Here is a 19,810-nt window from a genome sequence, read left to right on the forward strand (position 1 = left end):
AAAGGCTCCTATCAGTTCTTAGCTGAGGCGAGATCGAGTGGAGTGATCACTTCGACTAAGGATTGGTCTTTCAAGTTTTGTTGGCCACGGGTCACCACTTGTTCACCGGGGTTAATACCGGAAACAATCTCAACCGAATCGCCCTCACGGTAGCCAATTTGGACTTCACGTCGATTGGCATTCGTACCATCAATCACATATAAAGCTTGTCTGTTATCTTGGTTGATAAGGGCACTGTAGGGAACAGTGATCACATTTTCGTGGGTATCGTATTTGAGCTCTACACGGGTAAACATGCCAGCTTTTAGGCGTGCATCTTGATTGGGTACGGCTAATGTGACTTTAAAGGTACCACTTTGAGGGTCCACAATGGGGCTTATGCGCAGTACTTTGGCATGGATAGCATTTTTACTTTGTTGGTTGTTAAAGACCTGAGCTTCTTGGCCTAATTTTAGGCTTGTAAGTTGTTGCTCTGGTAGGTGGACTATGCCGTGGAGTTCATCTTGGTTGACTATGTAAAACAAATCGCTGAATTCTTGCGCCATATTACCCGCTTTAACATAGCGTTTGGCGATAATGCCATCGATGGGGGAGACCACTCGACTTTCTTTGACTTGCAGTTCAGCCAGATCTTTTTTCGCGATGGCGGCTTGCAGGTTATATTCAAGCTTAGCCATCGAATCTGCGCTGATAAACTCTTTATTGTTCATCTTTTTTAAACGATTCAGTTCCTGCTCAATAATTTTAACTTCGGCTTCCGAGCGATTGAGATCGTACTGTTGCCTTTTTGAATCAATAACGGCAAGCACTTGACCCTTCTGAACGCGATCACCTTCTTCAACGGCAATAGATTCAATCAACCCGGAAATGCGGCTAACGACATTGGCCTCTTGGGGCGCTTCTAAGGTGGCAGTGGTGCTATAGAAAGAAGACACATTGCCTTGCACTACCGTTGTCGTCTCTACGGGAATGGCATATTTTTCTTCTTTTTTAGCCACTTCTTCCTCACCACAGGCCGCCAGCATTGAAATCATGAGTAGTGGTAGAGCGAATTTAACCATTTTTGACTTTTCCATAAGAGTGTTACCTGTTGTCTTTATTGTGATGCCACTTGATAGCAGAAACTGTGCCAATATTAAAAGATGATTTATTTCAATATTTTAACCTAAGTTTATGCTTTTATTCAGTAGGCAAATTAACTAAATGTAGCTAAAAAGTGTAAAAAGTGATGAGAATAACTAAATATGGTTAAGGGAAATTACTCAAGTGGGCAATTGCAACAAGGTATTTTTAGTGAATGGAGAGGTACTTTTGGGGAGTGTAGTGGAATAAAAAAAGCGCCCTGGGGCGCTTTTTAATGCTTAAGACTGTCGTCTTAGCGTTTGTCTTGCTTAACAAAATCCCGTGCAGTTTCGCCAGTGTATAGCTGACGTGGACGGCTGATTTTGTGTCCTGGTTGATCCAACATTTCTTTCCAATGTGCAATCCAACCCACAGTACGCGCCAGTGCGAATAGCACAGTGAACATACTGGTTGGAATACCAATGGCTTTCATGATGATGCCAGAGTAGAAGTCAACGTTTGGATAGAGCTTCTTAGAAATGAAATATTCATCTTCAAGGGCAATACGCTCAAGTTCCATGGCCACATCCAATAGTGGATCTTTGACCTTGAGTTCCTTCAGCACTTCGTGACAGGTTTCACGCATTACTTTGGCTCGTGGGTCAAAGTTTTTGTAAACACGGTGTCCAAAGCCCATCAGACGGAATGGATCATTCTTGTCTTTCGCGCGTTCAATGAATTCAGGAATACGGTCTACAGAACCGATTTCTTCCAACATTTGTAAGCAAGCTTCGTTTGCGCCGCCGTGTGCAGGGCCCCATAAAGAAGCAATACCCGCAGCGATACAGGCGAATGGATTCGCGCCTGAAGAACCTGCTAAACGCACGGTTGAGGTTGATGCGTTTTGCTCATGATCCGCATGTAAAATGAAGATCCTGTCCATCGCACGTTCAACGGTTGGGTTAACTTTGTACTCTTCACATGGCACAGCAAACATCATGCTTAAGAAGTTGCCCGCATAGCTTAAGTCATTGCGTGGATAAACGAATGGCTGGCCTGAGGAATACTTGTAGCACATAGCGGCAATCGTTGGCATTTTGGAGACTAGGCGATAAGCGGCGATTTCGCGGTGATGCGGATCGTTGACATCGAGTGAGTCTTGATAAAATGCAGACAATGCACCCGTCACACCACATAACATCGCCATAGGATGAGCGTCACGACGGAAGCCTCTAAAGAAGAAGGCTATTTGCTCATGGACCATAGTGTGGTTTTTGACTGTATGTACAAACTCAGCATATTGCTCTGACGTCGGCAGTTCACCGTAAAGCAGCAAATAACACAGGTCTAGGTAATCGGAGTCAACGGCGAGTTGCTCAATTGGATAGCCACGGTGTAACAATATACCTTGATCGCCATCGATGTAGGTAATTGCAGATTCACAGGAGGCTGTCGCGAGAAAACCTGGATCAAAAGTAAAGTAACCTTTGCTGCCAAGTTTACTGATGTCGATTACGTCAAAACCAGCGGTTCCCTGCTTTACTGGCAATTCTATCGAGTCGTTCCCTGGTAATTCTAATTTGGCTTTTAAATCAGCCATACCCCGTTCTCCTTACTTCATTTTTATCTGTGAGTGCGGCATGTCAAACCGCCATTACTTTACAGCTATTCTAGATCACATTTCAATTTAAATAAGCGTTTAAATTTGTTAGACCATGGTATAAAACGCTTTACTTTCCTTGCTGCAACTGGCACTTACGCCAAAAAGTCGTCAAAAAAACATAATTTGCATTCTGTGATGTTTGTATTTGACATTTGCCGCGAGTATACTTGCCTCCGCCCAATAAGGGCCGCAAACAACGATTATAAAGTACCCTTAGTTTACATGTTAAATAAGAGCGTGCTCAGATAGTTAACTGTTTGTTTAAACTTTGCTTTTGTGTTTACTTTTGCCGTGATTTACCTCTCAGTTTAAAGTTTGTACAAAAGCGGTTCACATAACAAAAAAAATGCTCAATGGAGCTGAGTGAGCAGAACGTGAAAAAGCAAAGACCTGTCCATTTAGATCTGCAGACCATTCGCTTTCCTGCAACAGCGATTGTGTCAATTCTTCACCGTGTATCCGGCGTCATCATGCTGTTTGCTGTTGGCATTCTTATTTGGTTGCTAAATTCATCTTTAGCCTCCGCTGAAAGTTTTGCTGGCGTGCAATCTCTATTCGATAACTTCGTTGTGAAGTTCATTATATGGGGCATTTTAACTGCATTGACCTTCCATTTATTCGGTGGCCTACGCCATTTAGTCATGGATACCGGTCGTTGGGAAGAGTTGGCTTCGGGTACCGCATCAGCGAAAGCTGTTTTTGTATTAACGGTAGCCTTTTCAATTTTAGCGGGGATGTGGGTATGGTAACCAATGCAGCAAGTTTTGGACGCAGTGGTGTTCATGACTTTATTCTACTACGCGCTAGTGCAGTGATCCTCGCCTGTTACACCATTTTCTTGGTTGGCTTTATTGCATGTAGTTCCCCTCTCACCTACGACGTTTGGCATGGCCTATTTAGTGCTCTGCCTATGAAAGTGTTTACACTGCTTGCGCTGGTGGCATTGCTTATCCACGCCTGGATTGGTGTATGGCAAGTGCTGACAGATTACGTCAAGTGCACGTCGTTACGTGGTGTTTTACAGTTCACCTTTGTCGTTACCGTATTTTGTTATTTAGCGGCCGGCATTGTTATTGTGTGGGGTGTCTAAGTGAGTATTCCAGTACGCGAATTTGATGCTGTGGTGATCGGTGCCGGTGGTGCGGGTATGCGCGCAGCACTGCAGATCTCCAAAGAAGGTAAGAGCTGTGCGCTTTTATCAAAAGTATTCCCAACCCGTTCTCATACTGTGTCTGCGCAGGGTGGTATCACCGTTGCGTTAGGTAACGCCCATGAGGACCATTGGGAACAACATATGTACGATACCGTAAAAGGTTCCGATTTTATCGGTGACCAAGACGCTATCGAATTTATGTGTCAAACCGGTCCAGAAGCCATTATCGAACTTGAGCACATGGGTTTACCCTTTTCTCGTTTCGAAAATGGCAAGATTTATCAACGTCCTTTCGGTGGCCAATCTAAAAACTTTGGCGGTGAGCAAGCGGCTCGTACTGCGGCTGCTGCCGACCGTACCGGTCATGCTTTATTGCACTGTTTATACCAACAAAACGTGAAGCACAAGACACAAGTCTTCTCTGAGTGGTATGCGTTAGATTTGGTTAAAAATGCCGATGGCGCCATCGTAGGTTGTACTGCGATTGAAATTGAAACCGGTGAAATCGTTTATTTCAAAGCCAAGGCGACTGTTCTTGCGACAGGCGGTGCAGGGCGTATTTACGCGTCTACGACAAACGCACATATCAATACCGGTGACGGTGTTGGTATGGCAATGCGTGCTGGCGTGCAAATGCAGGATATGGAAATGTGGCAATTCCACCCAACGGGCATCGCCGGTGCGGGTGTACTTGTGACTGAAGGTTGTCGTGGTGAAGGCGGTTATCTGCTGAACAAAGACGGCGAGCGTTTTATGGAGCGTTATGCCCCTAACGCGAAGGATTTAGCATCACGCGACGTAGTAGCACGTTCTATGATGACTGAAATCCGCGAAGGTCGTGGTTTAGACGGTCCATTAGGCCCACACTGTTTATTGAAACTCGACCATTTAGGTAAAGAGACCTTAGAAGCGCGTTTACCAGGCGTGTGTGAATTGTCTCGTACCTTTGCCCATATCGATCCGGCCGATGGCCCAATCCCTGTATTACCAACCTGTCATTATATGATGGGCGGTCTACCCACTAAGGTCAGCGGTCAAGTGATTCGCAAGAACGAAGATGGTAGTGAGCAGGATGTTATCGGTTTATTCGCGGTAGGTGAAATTGCCTGTGTATCTGTACACGGTGCTAACCGTTTAGGCGGTAACTCATTGCTTGACTTAGTGGTATTTGGTCGTGCAGCGGGTCAACATTTAGGTAAGGCGCTCGATGAGACTGCCGATCCTAAAGATGCGACCGATGCGGATATTCAAGCGTCACTTGCACGTCTGAACCGTTGGGAAAACAACAAAGACGGTGAAGACCCAACGCAAATCCGTAAGGATTTACAACTTTGCATGCAATTAAACTTCTCTGTATTCCGTCGTGGCGATGCTATGGCCGAAGGTTTAGAGCAGTTGAAAGCTATCCGTAAGCGTTTAGAAAATGCTAAGTTGTCTGATAACTCTCGTGAATTCAATACTCAACGTATTGAATGTTTAGAGTTAGATAACTTAATGGCAACGGCGATTGCGACCGCTTATGCCGCTAACTTCCGTACTGAGAGCCGCGGCGCTCACTCACGTGAAGATTATTTAGAGCGTGATGATGAAAACTGGTTATGCCACAGCTTATTTGACCCTGTGACTGAGACCATGGACCGTCGTGCTGTAAATATGGCGCCTAAGTTACGTGAAGCATTCCCGCCGAAGAAACGTACCTACTAGGAGTGGCAAAGATGAAATTGGAATTTGCAGTTTATCGCTACAATCCTGATGTAGATACTAAGCCATACATGCAGGATTACAGCTTAGAAGTGGCTGAAGGCTCAGACATGATGGTGCTCGATGCACTGATCAAGTTAAAAGAGCAAGATCCAACCTTAGCGTTTCGTCGTTCATGCCGTGAAGGCGTGTGTGGTAGCGACGGCGTGAATATGAATGGTAAAAACGGTTTAGCTTGTATTACGCCAATCTCAACCTTTAAAGGTAAGAAATTGGAAATCCGTCCGCTGCCAGGTATGCCAGTGGTACGTGATTTAGTGGTTGATTTAACTCAATTCTACAAGCAATACGAGAAGATCAAGCCTTATCTCATCAATGATGAGAAGATGCCAGCCCGTGAACACTTACAGTCACCTGAAGAGCGTGCGCACTTAGATGGTCTGTACGAATGTATCATGTGTGCTTGTTGTTCTACGGCTTGCCCATCATTCTGGTGGAATCCTGATAAATTTATCGGTCCTAGCGGTTTGCTCCACGCCTACCGTTTCTTGATCGACAGTCGTGATACAGCAACAGAAGAACGTTTATCTGAGCTGGACGACGCCTACAGTGTGTTCCGTTGCCATGGCATCATGAACTGCGTTGACGTCTGTCCAAAAGGACTTAATCCGACTAAAGCAATTGGTCATATTAAGTCTATGCTGCTTAAGCGAGCTGTGTAATGCGAGAACCCGAGCTGAAACCAATAATAATATAGCTCTTGAAGAGTCACTTTCTGGTAGCAGAAGGTGACTCTTTTGCGTATGTAATGGAAGACAACGCGCCGTATATCTGGACATCTAGGGGCGGCAGAAATTATGCGTCGATGCTCATCGCACCTGATCGCATATTCAATACTATGGCTAAGCACGTGTATAAAGTTTGAAAGGAATAGAAATGCACCAAGGCATCATGAAAGCCTGGCTCGAATCATCTCACTTAAGTGGTGCAAATTCGACCTACGTAGAAGAGATGTATGAAGCCTATCAAGAAGACCCACAGTCAGTCTCTGACGATTGGCGTGCGGTATTTGATAATCTCCCTCCGGTGAACGGTGCCTCTAAAGATGCGCCTGAAGCTGCTCACTCAAAAGTACGTGATTATTTCCGCAGTTTAGCCCTTGAAGGACGTCATAAGAGCTCGGCTCGTGTGACCGATCCTGAAATGGATGCTAAGCAAGTTAAAGTCCTGCAGCTGATCAATGCCCATCGTTTTCGTGGTCACCAAGGTGCTAACCTTGATCCCCTCGAACTGTGGAAACGTGAACCTGTCGCCGATTTAGACCCTGCCTTCCATGGTTTGACTAAAGAAGACATGGAGCGCGAGTTCAATACAGGTTCTTTCGCCCATGGCGGCGAAACCATGAAGCTGGCGGATCTAGTCAAGGCATTGAAAGCCACTTACTGTGGTTCTATCGGTGCCGAATACATGCACATTACCGATACCGATGAGAAGCGTTGGATCCAACAACGTCTCGAACCGTCCTTAGGTAAAGCTAATTACGATAAAAATGTTAAGACCCGTATTCTTGAAGGCTTAAACGCCGCCGAAGGCATCGAGAAATACCTAGGCGCTAAATTCCCAGGAGCAAAACGCTTCTCCTTAGAAGGCGGTGATGCGCTAGTGCCTATGATGCGCGAAATTATTTACCGTGCAGGCGAAGTCGGAACCAAAGAAATCGTCGTCGGTATGGCGCACCGTGGTCGCTTAAACGTCTTGATTAACGTCTTAGGTAAGCGTCCCGCTGAGTTGTTCGATGAATTCGCGGGTAAGCACGCCGATACCCATGGTTCGGGTGACGTTAAGTACCACCAAGGTTTCTCCTCTGATTTTGAAACGCCGGGCGGCAATGTGCATTTAGCACTGGCCTTTAACCCGTCGCACCTTGAAATCGTGAACCCTGTGGTGATGGGTTCTGTACGTGCGCGCCAAGACCGTCGTGGTTGTAAAGATGGCCTACAGGTGATGCCAATCACTATCCATGGTGATTCTGCGATTACCGGTCAAGGGATAGTGCAAGAGACATTTAACATGTCTCAAACCCGTGGCTTTAAAGTGGGCGGCAGCATTCGCATCGTAGTGAATAACCAAGTGGGCTTTACCACTTCTAATCACCAGGATGTGCGTTCGACTGAATACTGTACCGATATCGCTAAGATGGTTCAGGCGCCGATTTTCCACGTTAACTCCGACGATCCTGAAGCTGTGGCCTTTGTGTCACAACTGGCCGTTGATTATCGCAACGAATTTAAACGTGATGTGGTCATCGACTTAGTCTGCTACCGTCGCCATGGTCACAACGAGGCCGACGAGCCAAGTGCAACTCAGCCTTTGATGTATGCCAAGATCAAAAAACACCCAACGCCGCGTAAAATCTATGCTGATAAGCTGATCGCAGAGAACACTATCGCTGCCGATGAAGTGACAGGTATGATCAACAACTACCGCGATGCCTTAGATCAAGGTGATTGCGTAGTGAAAGAATGGCGTCCAATGACACTCCATTCCGTTGACTGGACACCTCATATTGGTCGTGAATGGGATGAAGCCTATCAAGCGTCAATGCCTATCGAGCGTTTACAGAAGCTAGCCGATAAACTCAGCTATGTGCCTGAAAGCCATTCATTACAATCCCGTGTTGCCAAAATTTACAGTGACCGTGTTGCTATGGCCAAAGGCGAGAAGTTACTCGACTGGGGCTTTGCAGAAACCTTGGCCTATGCCTCGATTCTGGAAGACAACAAGCGTATTCGCATCACAGGGCAAGATTCTGGCCGTGGTACATTCTTCCATCGCCATGCTGTACTGCATAATCAAAACGATGCGACCACCTATTTACCACTGCGCAACATTGCCGATGAGCAAGGCCCAATTGATATTACTGACTCAGTATTATCAGAAGCTTCAGTGCTGGCATTTGAATACGGTTATGCGACGGCAGAACCCGGTGGTTTAACGATTTGGGAAGCGCAGTTTGGCGACTTTGCCAACTGTGCCCAAGTGGTTATTGACCAATTCCTGTCATCGGGTGAGCAGAAGTGGGGCCGTTTATGTGGTCTGACTATGCTGTTACCCCATGGTTATGAAGGTCAGGGTCCTGAGCATTCAAGCGCCCGTTTAGAGCGTTTCTTGCAGATGTGTGCTAACCATAATATGCAAGTGTGTGTGCCTTCAACACCGGCACAGGTTTACCATATGCTGCGTCGCCAAGTGGTGCGCCCAATGCGCCGTCCTTTGGTGGTAATGTCACCTAAGTCATTGCTACGTCATCCATTAGCGGTTTCAAGCATGGAAGAATTAGCCAATGGTAGTTTCCAAAACGTGATCGGTGAAATCGACACCTTGGAAGCGAGCAAGGTTGATAGAGTCGTCTTCTGTAGTGGCAAAGTTTACTTTGAGCTATTGGAAAAACGTCGTAAAGAAAATATCACTAATGTAGCGCTTATTCGTGTCGAACAGTTATATCCGTTCCCACACGATGAAATGGTCGTTGCTTTGGCGGATTTCCAACATGTGAAAGATTTCGTTTGGTGTCAGGAAGAGCCGCAAAACCAAGGTGCTTGGTATTCTAGCCAACATCACTTCTGGGCGGCGATTCCTGTTGGTGCACAGTTAACCTACGCGGGTCGTGAAGCCTCGGCTGCACCTGCATGTGGTTATCCAGAACTGCACGCACATCAGCAAGAATCTTTAGTAAACAGTGCCTTAAAACTCACAACCACACTGTAGTAATAGACATTTTATAAAAGGATAGTTTTTCATGAGTATCGAAATCAAGGTACCCGTACTACCAGAATCTGTTGCCGATGCCACGATTGCCACTTGGCATGTGAAAGTAGGCGAGCAGGTTTCTCGTGATCAAAATCTGGTTGATATTGAAACCGATAAAGTGGTTCTTGAAGTGGTTGCGCCGGAAGATGGCCACATCGGTGAGTTTCTGTTCCAAGAGGGCGACACCGTTCTGGGTGAACAAGTGATTGCAAGATTCATCGCGGGTGCGGTTTCTGGTCAAGAAGTGACTAAAGCCCAAGCCGAAGCGGCAGCGCCCGTTGCCACAAGCGAAGAAAGCAACGATGCTTTAAGCCCTTCAGTTCGTCGTTTACTGGCAGAGCACAATGTGGATGCCAGCAAAGTGAAAGGCACGGGTGTGGGTGGTCGTATCACTAAAGAAGATGTTGAAGCCTATGTTAGCTCTGCATCAAAAGGGGCGCCAAAGGCGGCTGCGGTAGCTACTGCGCCTGTAGTTGCACCTCTTGCTGCGGGCCGTAGCGAGAAGCGTGTGCCTATGACTCGCCTGCGTAAGACAATCGCGAATCGTCTATTAGAAGCGAAAAACTCTACCGCTATGCTCACAACGTTTAACGAAGTGAACATGAAGCCCATCATGGATATCCGTAAGCAGTACCAAGATATCTTTGAAAAGCGCCACGGTATCCGTTTAGGTTTCATGTCTTTCTATGTGAAAGCCGTGACCGAAGCGCTGAAACGCTTCCCAGAAGTGAACGCATCAATCGACGGTGATGATATCGTTTATCACAACTATTTCGATGTGAGCATTGCGGTTTCTACACCACGTGGTCTGGTAACACCTGTGCTACGTGATACTGATACCATGAGCCTCGCTGAAATCGAAAAAGCCGTGCGCGATCTGGCCATCAAAGGCCGTGATGGCAAACTGACGGTTGCCGATATGACCGGCGGTAACTTCACCGTGACTAACGGTGGCGTTTTCGGTTCACTGATGTCTACCCCGATTCTTAACCTGCCACAAAGCGCGATTTTAGGCATGCATGCCATTAAAGATCGCCCAATGGCAGTCAATGGTCAGGTTGAAATTCTGCCCATGATGTACCTAGCACTCTCATATGACCATCGTATTGTCGATGGCCGTGAGTCTGTTGGTTTCTTGGTTGCGATTAAAGACTTCCTAGAAGACCCAACACGTCTGCTGCTCGATCTATAAGAAAAAGCCAGACATACCCTCGTGACTGGCCCTAAGGGCCAGTTGGATTTGATTAGAAGTATACGGATAGATCATCATGAATTTGCATGAGTATCAGGCAAAATCCCTATTTGCCGAATATGGTTTACCAGTGTCAGAAGGTTTTGCATGTGATACAGCCCAAGAAGCTGTAGAAGCGGCAGGCCGTATTGGCGGAAATTTATGGGTTGTTAAGTGCCAAGTGCACGCTGGCGGCCGCGGTAAAGCGGGTGGCGTTAAAGTCACTGGCGATAAAGAAGAAATCAGAGCCTTTGCCGAACACTGGTTAGGCAAAAATCTGGTGACTTATCAAACGGATGAGAAAGGCCAGCCAGTTGCTAAGATTTTAGTAGAAAGCTGCACCGACATCGCTAACGAGCTGTACTTAGGCGCAGTCGTTGACCGTAGCACACGCCGCGTCGTGTTTATGGCGTCAACTGAAGGCGGTGTTGAGATTGAGAAAGTGGCAGAAGAAACGCCAGAACTCATTCACAAAGCGATTATCGATCCGTTGACTGGCCCACAGCCATATCAAGCCCGTGATCTTGGCTTCAAACTGGGTTTGAATCCAACGCAAATGAAACAGTTCACTAAGATTTTCATGGGTCTGGCGACTATGTTCGTTGATCATGATTTCGCCTTACTCGAAATCAACCCACTGGTTATCACCACTGAAGGTAACCTGCACTGCCTAGACGGTAAAATTGGTATCGATGGTAACGCACTGTTCCGTCAGCCAAAAGTTAAAGCAATGCACGATCCATCACAGGATGACGCCCGTGAAGCCCACGCTGCAATGTTCGAACTGAACTACGTGGCATTAGATGGTAACGTTGGCTGTATGGTGAACGGTGCTGGTCTTGCTATGGGTACTATGGATATCGTCAACTTGCACGGTGGCAAGCCAGCGAACTTCCTAGACGTAGGTGGCGGCGCGACCAAAGAACGTGTTGCTGAAGCGTTCAAAATCATTCTGTCTGACAGCAATGTGAAAGCGGTTCTGGTTAACATCTTCGGCGGTATCGTACGTTGTGACATGATCGCAGAAGGTATCATTGGTGCCGTTAAAGAAGTGGGCGTTAAGGTTCCAGTTGTGGTGCGTTTAGAAGGTACTAACGCTGAATTAGGCCGTGAAGTTCTGGCAAAATCTGGTCTTGATATCATTGCAGCTACCAGTCTGACTGATGCGGCTGAGCAAGTAGTTAAAGCTGCGGAGGGCAAATAATGTCTGTCTTAATCAATAAAGATACCAAGGTAATTTGCCAAGGTTTTACCGGTGGTCAAGGTACATTCCACTCACAGCAAGCTATCGATTACGGTACGCAAATGGTCGGTGGTGTATCTCCTGGTAAAGGCGGCACTGAGCACTTAGGTCTGCCAGTGTTTAACACTGTGAAAGACGCAGTTGCAGCAACTGGCGCAACAGCTTCTGTTATCTATGTTCCTGCACCTTTCTGTAAAGATGCCATCCTCGAAGCTATCGATGGTGGCATTGAGCTTATCGTGTGTATCACTGAAGGTATTCCAACACTGGATATGCTAGAAGTGAAAGTGAAGCTGGAAGAAACTGGCGTTCGCATGATCGGTCCTAACTGCCCAGGTGTTATCACCCCAGGTGAATGTAAGATTGGTATCATGCCAGGCCACATCCACTTAAAAGGTAAAGTGGGTATCGTTTCTCGTTCAGGTACGCTGACCTATGAAGCGGTTAAGCAAACCACTGATGAAGGTTTCGGCCAATCTACTTGCGTAGGTATTGGTGGTGACCCAATTCCTGGTACTAACTTCATCGACGTATTGGAAATGTTCCAAAACGATCCACAGACAGAAGCCATCGTAATGATCGGTGAAATCGGTGGTACTGCTGAAGAAGAAGCTGCGGCTTATATCAAAGCTCATGTGACTAAACCTGTTGTTTCTTACATTGCTGGTGTTACTGCTCCTGCTGGTAAGCGTATGGGCCATGCTGGCGCGATTATCGCAGGCGGTAAAGGTACAGCTGCTGACAAGTTTGCTGCTTTAGAAGCGGCGGGTGTGACTACTGTCCGCTCGTTAGCGGATATCGGCAAAGCGCTACGTGCTAAAACGGGTTGGTAATTTAACCGTTAACACACAAAAAGGCGCCTAGGGCGCCTTTTTTATTGGGCGTCATTTAAGCCCTGAAAACCATTAAGTTATAGGAATGGGACTGAGCTAACACCATGAAGGCTAGATATTTTTTCTTCTACGGGTTAGATTGATGGTTCTCTACTAAACGCTCGTCTGTGCCATTGGCGAGGATAATTTGAGTAGAGCCATTAACCATGGGCTAAGTGCTTATGGTCTCAGTGCTGCTTCTGCAAAATATCTTGAATTCAAATTTATATCACGGTTACAGCCTAGGGCTGTGAGCGTATTTGTATTATGGGGCTTATCGCATTGGGGGAGGGTAAGCAACGAGGCCGATGTTTGCTGGTGTCGTGGGGTAAACATTTATTTTTATGAGGGAAAAACTGTGAAAACACCTAAAATCATTATTTCGGAAATCGATTTAGAAAGACTAGAGCGATTACTAGAGTCACTGCCAGCCAATGCATTCCCAGGGAAAGCGGCATTAGAGGCTGAATTAGACAGAGCCGATATCGTCCCCGCAGCGCAGATGCCTGCCAATGTAGTGACTATGAACTCACAAGTGAAATTCAGCGTTTCATCCAGTAGCGATACCTTCTGTCTACGGTTAGTGTATCCCAAGGATGCCAATGGCGAGGGGACTATTTCAATCCTCGCTCCAGTGGGAAGTGCTTTGCTGGGTTTATCCCAAGGTGATGAAATTGAATGGCCGGGCCCCGGTGGAACTATGGTCAAGGTTCGTATCGAAGATATCGTTTATCAGCCAGAGCGTAGCGGCGATTTTCACCGCTAACCGACTCAGTGTACGGCCCGTTCCCAGTGAAGTATTTAGCTAAATCTTAATGGAGCAAAGATGATCACCCAAACCGAGCGTTTAATTATTCGGCCATTTACAGCGCAAGATATTGACGCCTTGTATTTGATGAACAGTAATGCTGCGATGTTGAAATACATTCCGACAGATCCTTTTACGGACCGAGAGCAGGCAGAAGTATTATTTCACAATGTGATCCTTGAGGATTATCTGCAACGGGGATTTGGCCGTTGGGCGGTAGAGCACAAAGCCGATAAGAAAGTGATTGGCTTCTGTGGCCCCAAGTTTATCCCTGAGTTTAATGAAGTCGAGTTGGGATACCGATATTTCCCTGAATATTGGGGAATGGGAATTGGCAGCGAAGCGGCTCAGGCGGCTCTAGGGAAGTTTCCGCAATTCGGGATTGATAAAGCGATTGCATTGATCTTAGAGGGAAACTTGGGCTCTGAAGGTGTGGCGAAACGCGTTGGAATGCACTGGCGTGAGCAAAATGAGTTTATGGGGCACAGGATTAATATTTACGCTAAGGTTCTAGCGTAGGTGACAGCATCGTAAACTAAAAAACCAGCCTCGGCTGGTTTTTTGTTATCGGCACTGCTTGCTTTAACGAACGCTCGTTATTCGTCGTTATGATCGCAGCTATCATTAGTGCAATGGCCATACAAATATAAGCTGTGGTTAGTAAGCTTAATATTGTGCTTCATGGCGATTTCGTCTTGGCGACGTTCGATAACTTCATCCGAAAACTCAATCACTTTACCGCAAGATAGGCAGACTAAGTGGTCGTGGTGATGCTGAGTCGAGAGTTCAAAAACGGCTTTACCACTTTCAAAATGGTGGCGACTGACAATACCTGCATCATCAAATTGGTTTAATACACGGTAAACTGTCGCTAGGCCAATTTCTTCCCCCAAATCGAGCAGTTTCTTATATAAGTCTTCTGCACTGATATGTTGGTTTTCAGGTCCTTGCATCAGTTCTAGGATCTTGACTCGTGGCAGGGTGATTTTCAAACCGGCTTTTTTTAGCGCTTGATTTCCATCTGTCATTGCTAATCTCTTGATTGCAGAACCAATAGGTTCATCCGTGGATAGTGTTAGCCATTATAGGGGCTCAAATTGAAAACTTAAACCTTTGTTCTAGCTTTCTGCGCCTATATGCGGATAAATTGTGTCACTTAACGCGAAATTGCAATAATTTGCGGCAATTCAAGCATAGTTTTTGTATGGTTATACCAAGGAATAATGTTCACGGCCGCAAAAGTCCGTGACAATAGACATCATAATTAAAACTAAAGGAATCGGTATGTACCAGCATATTGTGGTGTTAACTGGCGCAGGGATCTCCGCCGAGTCGGGATTACGTACCTTTCGCGATCAAGATGGTCTGTGGGAAGAGCATCATATTGAAGATGTCGCCACACCTGAAGGTTATGAGCGGGATGTAGACTTAGTTGAGCGGTTTTATAATAGCCGGTGGGAGCAATTGCACTGCGGCAGTGTGATGCCTAATGCCGCCCACTTGGCGTTAGCTAGGCTGGAAGCCGAGTTTCCTGGACAACTATTGATCGTCACTCAAAATATTGACAATTTGCACGAGCGAGCGGGATCTCGGCGGCTATTGCATATGCATGGGGAGTTATCTAAGGGGCGCTGCCCCCGTTCTCGGCAAACGTTTATCCTGCGTGAACCTTTTGGTCCTGATAACTGTTGCACTTGCTGCATTCCTGCCCAAAGATTACGCCCCCATGTTGTATGGTTCGGGGAAATGCCCTTAGGTATGGATAGAATTCACGAGGCGCTCGATAACTGTGATTTATTTATCGCGATTGGCACTTCTGGCACGGTTTATCCCGCGGCGGGCTTTGTCGATTCGGCTAATCACCACGGTGCGCAAACGGTCGAAGTGAACTTACTCGTCCCCGATAGGCACAGCCAATTCCAATATCATTTAACGGGTAGGGCGGGAGAGTTAGTACCTAAATTGGTCGATACCATCTTAGCCGGGCATGTTATTGGCAGTGATTTGGCGGCGTTATGAGCCAAAAACTCGCCATTATCATGCGGGGGTTACCTGGCAGCGGGAAATCCCATTGGGTCGAAGAGTATGTAGGTGCTTTGCCTGTGGATGTGGGGTTTCGCCTTCGCAGGCAGGGGATTTTTTCCACGGATTATTTCTTTTACCAAGGAGATGAATACCGATTCGATGCGAAAAAACTGTCCGAATATCATCAACGAAACCTGACCGCATTTATCCAAGCGCTAGCCTTAGAAGAACCCATAGTGATTTGCGACAATACTAACCTCTGTCATTGGGAGTATATGGCCTATGAGGCGGCGGCCAAAGCGCTTGGTTACCAAGTACGTATTGTGTTGGTGGGCGATCCATTAAACCTAAATCATCAAAAACTGTGTGCGGAGCGTAATCGGCATCAAGTGCCTTTGAGTCAGATACAACGTATGGCAACGCTGTTTGAGGCTTTTTAATTTCCTTTGTTTGTCATCTTGTGGCGTTATCTTCTGTTTTCAACGATCAAGGCCTAAGTCAAATGCGCTAAGTATAAGCGAAATGTGTTAAGCATAAGTCTAAGGCAAATGCGTAAAGCAAGAGTTGCATAAGCTTGATCTTAATGACAGTTTCCCATTGATTTGTCGATTATAATACGGCGAGTCGGTTCCTCTGGAGTGTATCTTGTTAACGAAACTGTTGCTCACGCTTGGCGTGATCATTATGGTGATTTTACTGCTCGCTAAACGTAAGCCCAGCGCGGTCCAAGTGTCAGTGCCAAATACATCTATGTCACCGGGCTTATGGCGCCGCTATGGTATGAGTGGGGCATTTTTGCTGCTGGGGCTTTGTCTTTTAGGCTACAGTGTGTGGTACTGGCGCGATCAGCATAAAGTGGTGACTGTGACGATAGTGTCGCCATCCGGCGGGAATTTTGGCGTTTATCATGCACGTAAAGGCGATATCTCAGAAACTAAGATGGTCACGGTTGAGGGAGTGCATATTCGCTTTTCCAATGCGGAGCGGCTGGAGATCCTCGAAGACTAAGGCAGATTTATTTGATGAATTTATCTCTCCTGCCTTTTCATTACCAACTTATGCGGTAAACTAGCGACAATTTTTTAGCCTGCACTTAAGTGGACTTTTTGCTTAAGTTTTTTTCAGGAGGACAAATGATTACTGCTTATGTCTACGAAAACCGTCGCCTCACTGTGACCGAAATCAACATTCAAGACAGTATTCCGACGTCGACCATTTGGTTAGATCTTTATAAACCTGATGATGCAGAGCGAGAATGGTTAAGTCACTTTTCCGTTGAAGAAGTCCCAGACGAAGAAGATATCAACGAGATTGAGGCCTCGGCGCGTTTCTATCAAAACAGCGACGGCCTACATATCAATTCCTTGTTCCCCCAGCGCGTCGGTCAAGATGTGCGTGGCGTTAACGTCTCCTTTAACCTGCGGGCTAATTTTTTACTGACCATACGCGAAGAAGATGTCGGGCTTATCCGTCTGCTGCGTAACTATTTGCGCTTAGGTCGACTCGAAGTGTCGACGCCGCAGGAATTGTTTCTCGAACTGTTTAACCTTAAAGTGGATTATCTCTCCGACTTAATTGAAGATGTTTATACCGTGCTTGAAAATGTCGGTGAACAGGTTTTCGACAGCGAAGAGCTTGATGATGTGTTTAAGCTGATCACGCTGCAAGAAGACTCTAACGGTAAAATTCGTTTGAGTTTGCTCGATACCCAGCGTTCACTGCGTTATATGCAGCGTTATTACCGTGGGCAATTATCCGATGAGCACCTTAAAGATCTACGGGAAATGTTGTCGGATATCGAATCCTTAATGCCACACAGCCAGTTTATCTTCGATAAGTTAAACTTCTTGCTGGACGCTGCTATGGGTTTCAGTGGGCTACAGCAGAATAAGATCATTAAAATCTTCTCGGTCGCGGCCGTGGTGTTTCTGCCGCCAACGCTTATCGCCAGCAGTTACGGGATGAACTTCCATGGAATGCCTGAATTAGATTGGCAATATGGCTACCCCATGGCGATCTTGATGATGTTAGCTAGTGCGGCGGGGACTTACTTTTTCTTTAAGCGTAAGCATTGGCTGTAATCGGCCAATTTGATTTAATCGCAAAGTATTAGCAAAAAGCCGGAGTCTCTCCGGCTTTTTCATTGGCTTCATTGGCGATTTATTTGCGACTATCGCCGCCAAAATAATAGCTGACACGCTCTCGGGGATTGAGGTATTCGTGTACTTTCTCCGGGAGGGCCGCCGGCGGAAGACAGCGCACAATACTGATGCCTTCTATTTCGAGATCGACTATCGGAGCCTGATCCTTAGGCACCAGCGCATCATATACAAGGATTTTAGGGCTGAGCAATTTCTGTAAGTTAACCGACATCACCATGGCATATTGTCCGCTCGACAGTTCTACCACACTGCCGGGGGGATAGATGCCCAGCATCTTGATCATCTTACCTATATATTCCTGATTCAACTTGGTTTTATACTGTTTGTACAAATATCCTAAGGCAGTATAAGGCATACGAGCCTTGCCCTGTTGGCTGGGATAACAGAGGGAGTCATATTCGTTTACAACGGCCAAAAGCTGCGACAATTTATCCAACGCATCTTCCTTTAATCCCTTAGGATAACCACTGCCATCGAGGAACTCATGGTGGTTAGCGATTGCGGGTAAGGCCGCCTGGGGGAAGTTATCCGCCAGTTTGAGTAGCTCAATGCCGAGCAGTGGATGTTGCTTGATAAAATTCAGCTCTGGCGCCGACCAAGGAGTAGATTTTTTCAGGATTTGTGGGGGAACTTTTAACTTACCCACATCATGGAACAAGGCGCTTAAGCCTATTGCTTCAATCTCACTGCGTTCCCATTCCATTTCCTTGGCAATGAGCATGGAAAGAATGGCGACGTTTAACGAGTGGTAATAAATGCTTTCATCCTGCTTGGCATCACTCATTAAGTGCAGCACTAGGTTATCTGAGGTCAACAGCTGCTCAACCATGCTGTGGACTAAGACCTTAGCATCGTCCACCGCATTCAAGGGACGATTGTGCAGCTTTGAGATAAGGCTGCGCATCATAGCCACAGAGCGGGTAAAGTTCTGCTCGGTTTTGTGGATATCGCGGCGCAACTTTTTTTGCACTTCAATCTGCTCGGCCTTGTAGAGATCCATGTCGTTTTTAAGCACATTGATTTCAGGGTTTGGCGGCTGTGTGATGGGATTAATGGCATCGGCATTCAGCGGGGCCGCTTCACTGCGCTCAAGATCGACAATCACATGTTCTATACCTAAGCTTTTGATTAACTCGATTTGTGCAGCTTGTTTTATATGAAAACTACTGAATAAAAAGGGATGATCCTTCCAAGCCACGGGCAAACGTACAAAGTTGCCGACCTGCAATTGGTGAACTGAAACTTTACAGCTTTTTTTCATATATTTGTTATCGTGGAGGCAATCGCGTTATTTTATATCAATGCCGCAGCTTTACAATTACTTAACTAACATGTCAGCATAGTAAGAGTAGCAATAGCCACACCATTGAGTATGTATGGACTTTATTGAAGTATACCCTAATGCGTTGCCAGATGACCTGTGTAACCGTCTCATTTTAGCATTTGATCAACATGCCGGTGTTGTCGATGGACAAACGGGAAATGGTGTCGATCCTGAAAAAAAAGTCAGCCGAGATTTAACCTTAGATAACTTTGCCGATCTACAGCCCCTAAAGAATGAGCTGTTAAGCTACACCCTAAAAGGGACGGTAGATTATTTTACTCAATATGCGATGGCGTTAATGGGCGCGGTATCTGTCTCTGTGAGTGATGAACAAGGACAAGCCGTCACCTTAACCCCCAGTAATTTTGAACGTCTTGGTCAGCCCAGGGCCGAAGCCTTAGTAAAGTATTTATACCGCAGTGGCAGTATCAATATTCAAAAATATCAGCGTAATAAAGGTGGTTACCCCCACTGGCATTCGGAGCAATTTCCGCAAAACGGCCATAATGAAGCGCTGCACCGTGTGGTGCTTTATATGTTTTATTTGAACGATGTGGAAGAGGGCGGCGAAACTGAGTTTTACTATCAGCAGCGTAAAATCTCACCGAAGAAAGGCACTATGGTGATTGCCCCGGCCGGTTTTACCCATTCCCACCGTGGCAATATGCCCAAAAGTAATGATAAATACATAGCGACTTCTTGGGTGATGTTTAACCGCGCAGAGCAGTTATACGCGGTATATGGTTAACTAAGTGA

The 19,810-nt window shown here is 46.3% G+C and carries 19 protein-coding genes; 15 read left to right on the top strand and 4 right to left on the bottom strand.

Translation table 11 applies throughout. From position 1 onward, the window contains the following. Positions 1–11: 11 nt before the first annotated feature. Together MJO46_RS00740 and MJO46_RS00745 are read right to left on the bottom strand one after the other, a co-directional pair. On the bottom strand, positions 12–1,076 hold the full coding sequence (locus tag MJO46_RS00740; protein WP_198780217.1) for an efflux RND transporter periplasmic adaptor subunit: 1,065 nt from the start codon (positions 1,074–1,076) through the stop codon (positions 12–14). Positions 1,077–1,375: 299 nt separating this feature from the next. Then, positions 1,376–2,662 (bottom strand): citrate synthase, encoded by a 1,287-nt coding sequence (locus MJO46_RS00745; protein WP_253987683.1) that lies wholly within the window; start codon positions 2,660–2,662, stop codon positions 1,376–1,378. Between the two features lie 416 nt (positions 2,663–3,078). Here MJO46_RS00745 and sdhC point away from each other — a divergent pair, with 416 nt between their 5' ends. The 10 genes from sdhC to MJO46_RS00795 all read left to right on the top strand — a co-directional run bounded on the left by sdhC (position 3,079) and on the right by MJO46_RS00795 (position 14,062). Further along, complete coding sequence (gene sdhC / locus MJO46_RS00750) at positions 3,079–3,474, top strand: succinate dehydrogenase, cytochrome b556 subunit (protein WP_198780215.1); 396 nt, start codon at positions 3,079–3,081, stop codon at positions 3,472–3,474. Next, positions 3,468–3,815 carry a succinate dehydrogenase, hydrophobic membrane anchor protein gene (gene sdhD, locus MJO46_RS00755; protein ID WP_198780214.1) on the top strand — a complete coding sequence of 116 codons (348 nt, stop codon included), beginning with the start codon at positions 3,468–3,470 and terminating at the stop codon, positions 3,813–3,815. The genes sdhC and sdhD overlap by 7 nt, the downstream gene beginning before the upstream one ends. Continuing rightward, complete coding sequence (gene sdhA / locus MJO46_RS00760; protein ID WP_253987684.1) at positions 3,816–5,582, top strand: succinate dehydrogenase flavoprotein subunit; 1,767 nt, start codon at positions 3,816–3,818, stop codon at positions 5,580–5,582. A gap of 11 nt (positions 5,583–5,593) precedes the next feature. Continuing rightward, entirely contained in the window at positions 5,594–6,301 is a 708-nt protein-coding gene (locus MJO46_RS00765) for a succinate dehydrogenase iron-sulfur subunit (protein ID WP_198780212.1), read from the top strand. 214 nt (positions 6,302–6,515) lie between these two features. Further along, positions 6,516–9,347 carry a 2-oxoglutarate dehydrogenase E1 component gene (gene sucA / locus MJO46_RS00770; protein ID WP_253987685.1) on the top strand — a complete coding sequence of 944 codons (2,832 nt, stop codon included), beginning with the start codon at positions 6,516–6,518 and terminating at the stop codon, positions 9,345–9,347. Positions 9,348–9,378: 31 nt separating this feature from the next. Beyond that, entirely contained in the window at positions 9,379–10,581 is a 1,203-nt protein-coding gene (odhB, locus tag MJO46_RS00775; protein ID WP_253987686.1) for a 2-oxoglutarate dehydrogenase complex dihydrolipoyllysine-residue succinyltransferase, read from the top strand. A gap of 76 nt (positions 10,582–10,657) precedes the next feature. Further along, the gene (sucC, locus tag MJO46_RS00780; protein WP_198780209.1) at positions 10,658–11,824 is read left to right on the top strand and encodes an ADP-forming succinate--CoA ligase subunit beta; all 1,167 of its coding nucleotides are present in this window, start codon (positions 10,658–10,660) and stop codon (positions 11,822–11,824) included. Continuing rightward, positions 11,824–12,696: a succinate--CoA ligase subunit alpha gene (gene sucD / locus MJO46_RS00785; RefSeq protein ID WP_253987687.1), complete on the top strand. Its 873-nt coding sequence runs from the start codon at positions 11,824–11,826 to the stop codon at positions 12,694–12,696. The genes sucC and sucD overlap by 1 nt, the downstream gene beginning before the upstream one ends. Before the next feature lie 397 nt (positions 12,697–13,093). Then, positions 13,094–13,501, top strand: a complete 408-nt coding sequence (rnk, locus tag MJO46_RS00790; RefSeq protein ID WP_253987688.1) for a nucleoside diphosphate kinase regulator — start codon at positions 13,094–13,096, stop codon at positions 13,499–13,501. A gap of 60 nt (positions 13,502–13,561) precedes the next feature. Then, positions 13,562–14,062 (top strand): GNAT family N-acetyltransferase, encoded by a 501-nt coding sequence (locus MJO46_RS00795; protein WP_253987689.1) that lies wholly within the window; start codon positions 13,562–13,564, stop codon positions 14,060–14,062. 77 nt (positions 14,063–14,139) lie between these two features. Here the strand turns inward: MJO46_RS00795 and fur are convergent, their stop codons facing one another. Further along, the gene (gene fur / locus MJO46_RS00800) at positions 14,140–14,571 is read right to left on the bottom strand and encodes a ferric iron uptake transcriptional regulator (RefSeq protein WP_198780205.1); all 432 of its coding nucleotides are present in this window, start codon (positions 14,569–14,571) and stop codon (positions 14,140–14,142) included. A 256-nt stretch (positions 14,572–14,827) separates the two neighbouring features. Here fur and cobB point away from each other — a divergent pair, with 256 nt between their 5' ends. The 4 genes from cobB to corA all read left to right on the top strand — a co-directional run bounded on the left by cobB (position 14,828) and on the right by corA (position 17,649). Next, the gene (gene cobB, locus MJO46_RS00805) at positions 14,828–15,562 is read left to right on the top strand and encodes a Sir2 family NAD+-dependent deacetylase (RefSeq protein WP_253987690.1); all 735 of its coding nucleotides are present in this window, start codon (positions 14,828–14,830) and stop codon (positions 15,560–15,562) included. Next, positions 15,559–16,008: an ATP-binding protein gene (locus MJO46_RS00810; protein WP_253987691.1), complete on the top strand. Its 450-nt coding sequence runs from the start codon at positions 15,559–15,561 to the stop codon at positions 16,006–16,008. The genes cobB and MJO46_RS00810 overlap by 4 nt, the downstream gene beginning before the upstream one ends. Before the next feature lie 205 nt (positions 16,009–16,213). Next, a complete protein-coding gene (locus tag MJO46_RS00815; RefSeq protein WP_253987692.1) occupies positions 16,214–16,576 on the top strand; it encodes a hypothetical protein in 363 nt (120 codons plus the stop codon). Positions 16,577–16,701: 125 nt separating this feature from the next. Beyond that, positions 16,702–17,649 (top strand): magnesium/cobalt transporter CorA, encoded by a 948-nt coding sequence (corA, locus tag MJO46_RS00820; protein ID WP_253987693.1) that lies wholly within the window; start codon positions 16,702–16,704, stop codon positions 17,647–17,649. 79 nt (positions 17,650–17,728) lie between these two features. Here corA and MJO46_RS00825 read toward each other — a convergent pair whose 3' ends face one another. Next, a complete protein-coding gene (locus tag MJO46_RS00825) occupies positions 17,729–18,991 on the bottom strand; it encodes an HD-GYP domain-containing protein (protein WP_253987694.1) in 1,263 nt (420 codons plus the stop codon). Between the two features lie 115 nt (positions 18,992–19,106). On the opposite strand from MJO46_RS00825, the gene MJO46_RS00830 reads away from it, so the two are divergent. Continuing rightward, positions 19,107–19,802, top strand: coding sequence for a 2OG-Fe(II) oxygenase (locus MJO46_RS00830; protein ID WP_253987695.1), 696 nt, complete (start codon positions 19,107–19,109; stop codon positions 19,800–19,802). The last annotated feature ends 8 nt before the right edge of the window (positions 19,803–19,810 follow it).

The sequence above is a fragment of the Shewanella sp. KJ2020 genome (genome assembly GCF_024197625.1).
In the GTDB taxonomy this organism is placed as follows: Bacteria; Pseudomonadota; Gammaproteobacteria; order Enterobacterales; family Shewanellaceae; genus Shewanella.

Coding starts and splice junctions, on each gene's coding strand:
- MJO46_RS00740 (WP_198780217.1), bottom strand. CDS start 1,076: ATGGAAAAGTCAAAAATGGTTAAATTCGCTCTACCACTACTCATGATT.
- MJO46_RS00745 (WP_253987683.1), bottom strand. CDS start 2,662: ATGGCTGATTTAAAAGCCAAATTAGAATTACCAGGGAACGACTCGATA.
- sdhC (WP_198780215.1), top strand. CDS start 3,079: ATGGAGCTGAGTGAGCAGAACGTGAAAAAGCAAAGACCTGTCCATTTA.
- sdhD (WP_198780214.1), top strand. CDS start 3,468: ATGGTAACCAATGCAGCAAGTTTTGGACGCAGTGGTGTTCATGACTTT.
- MJO46_RS00765 (WP_198780212.1), top strand. CDS start 5,594: ATGAAATTGGAATTTGCAGTTTATCGCTACAATCCTGATGTAGATACT.
- sucA (WP_253987685.1), top strand. CDS start 6,516: ATGCACCAAGGCATCATGAAAGCCTGGCTCGAATCATCTCACTTAAGT.
- odhB (WP_253987686.1), top strand. CDS start 9,379: ATGAGTATCGAAATCAAGGTACCCGTACTACCAGAATCTGTTGCCGAT.
- sucC (WP_198780209.1), top strand. CDS start 10,658: ATGAATTTGCATGAGTATCAGGCAAAATCCCTATTTGCCGAATATGGT.
- sucD (WP_253987687.1), top strand. CDS start 11,824: ATGTCTGTCTTAATCAATAAAGATACCAAGGTAATTTGCCAAGGTTTT.
- MJO46_RS00795 (WP_253987689.1), top strand. CDS start 13,562: ATGATCACCCAAACCGAGCGTTTAATTATTCGGCCATTTACAGCGCAA.
- fur (WP_198780205.1), bottom strand. CDS start 14,571: ATGACAGATGGAAATCAAGCGCTAAAAAAAGCCGGTTTGAAAATCACC.
- cobB (WP_253987690.1), top strand. CDS start 14,828: ATGTACCAGCATATTGTGGTGTTAACTGGCGCAGGGATCTCCGCCGAG.
- MJO46_RS00810 (WP_253987691.1), top strand. CDS start 15,559: ATGAGCCAAAAACTCGCCATTATCATGCGGGGGTTACCTGGCAGCGGG.
- corA (WP_253987693.1), top strand. CDS start 16,702: ATGATTACTGCTTATGTCTACGAAAACCGTCGCCTCACTGTGACCGAA.
- MJO46_RS00825 (WP_253987694.1), bottom strand. CDS start 18,991: ATGAAAAAAAGCTGTAAAGTTTCAGTTCACCAATTGCAGGTCGGCAAC.
- MJO46_RS00830 (WP_253987695.1), top strand. CDS start 19,107: ATGGACTTTATTGAAGTATACCCTAATGCGTTGCCAGATGACCTGTGT.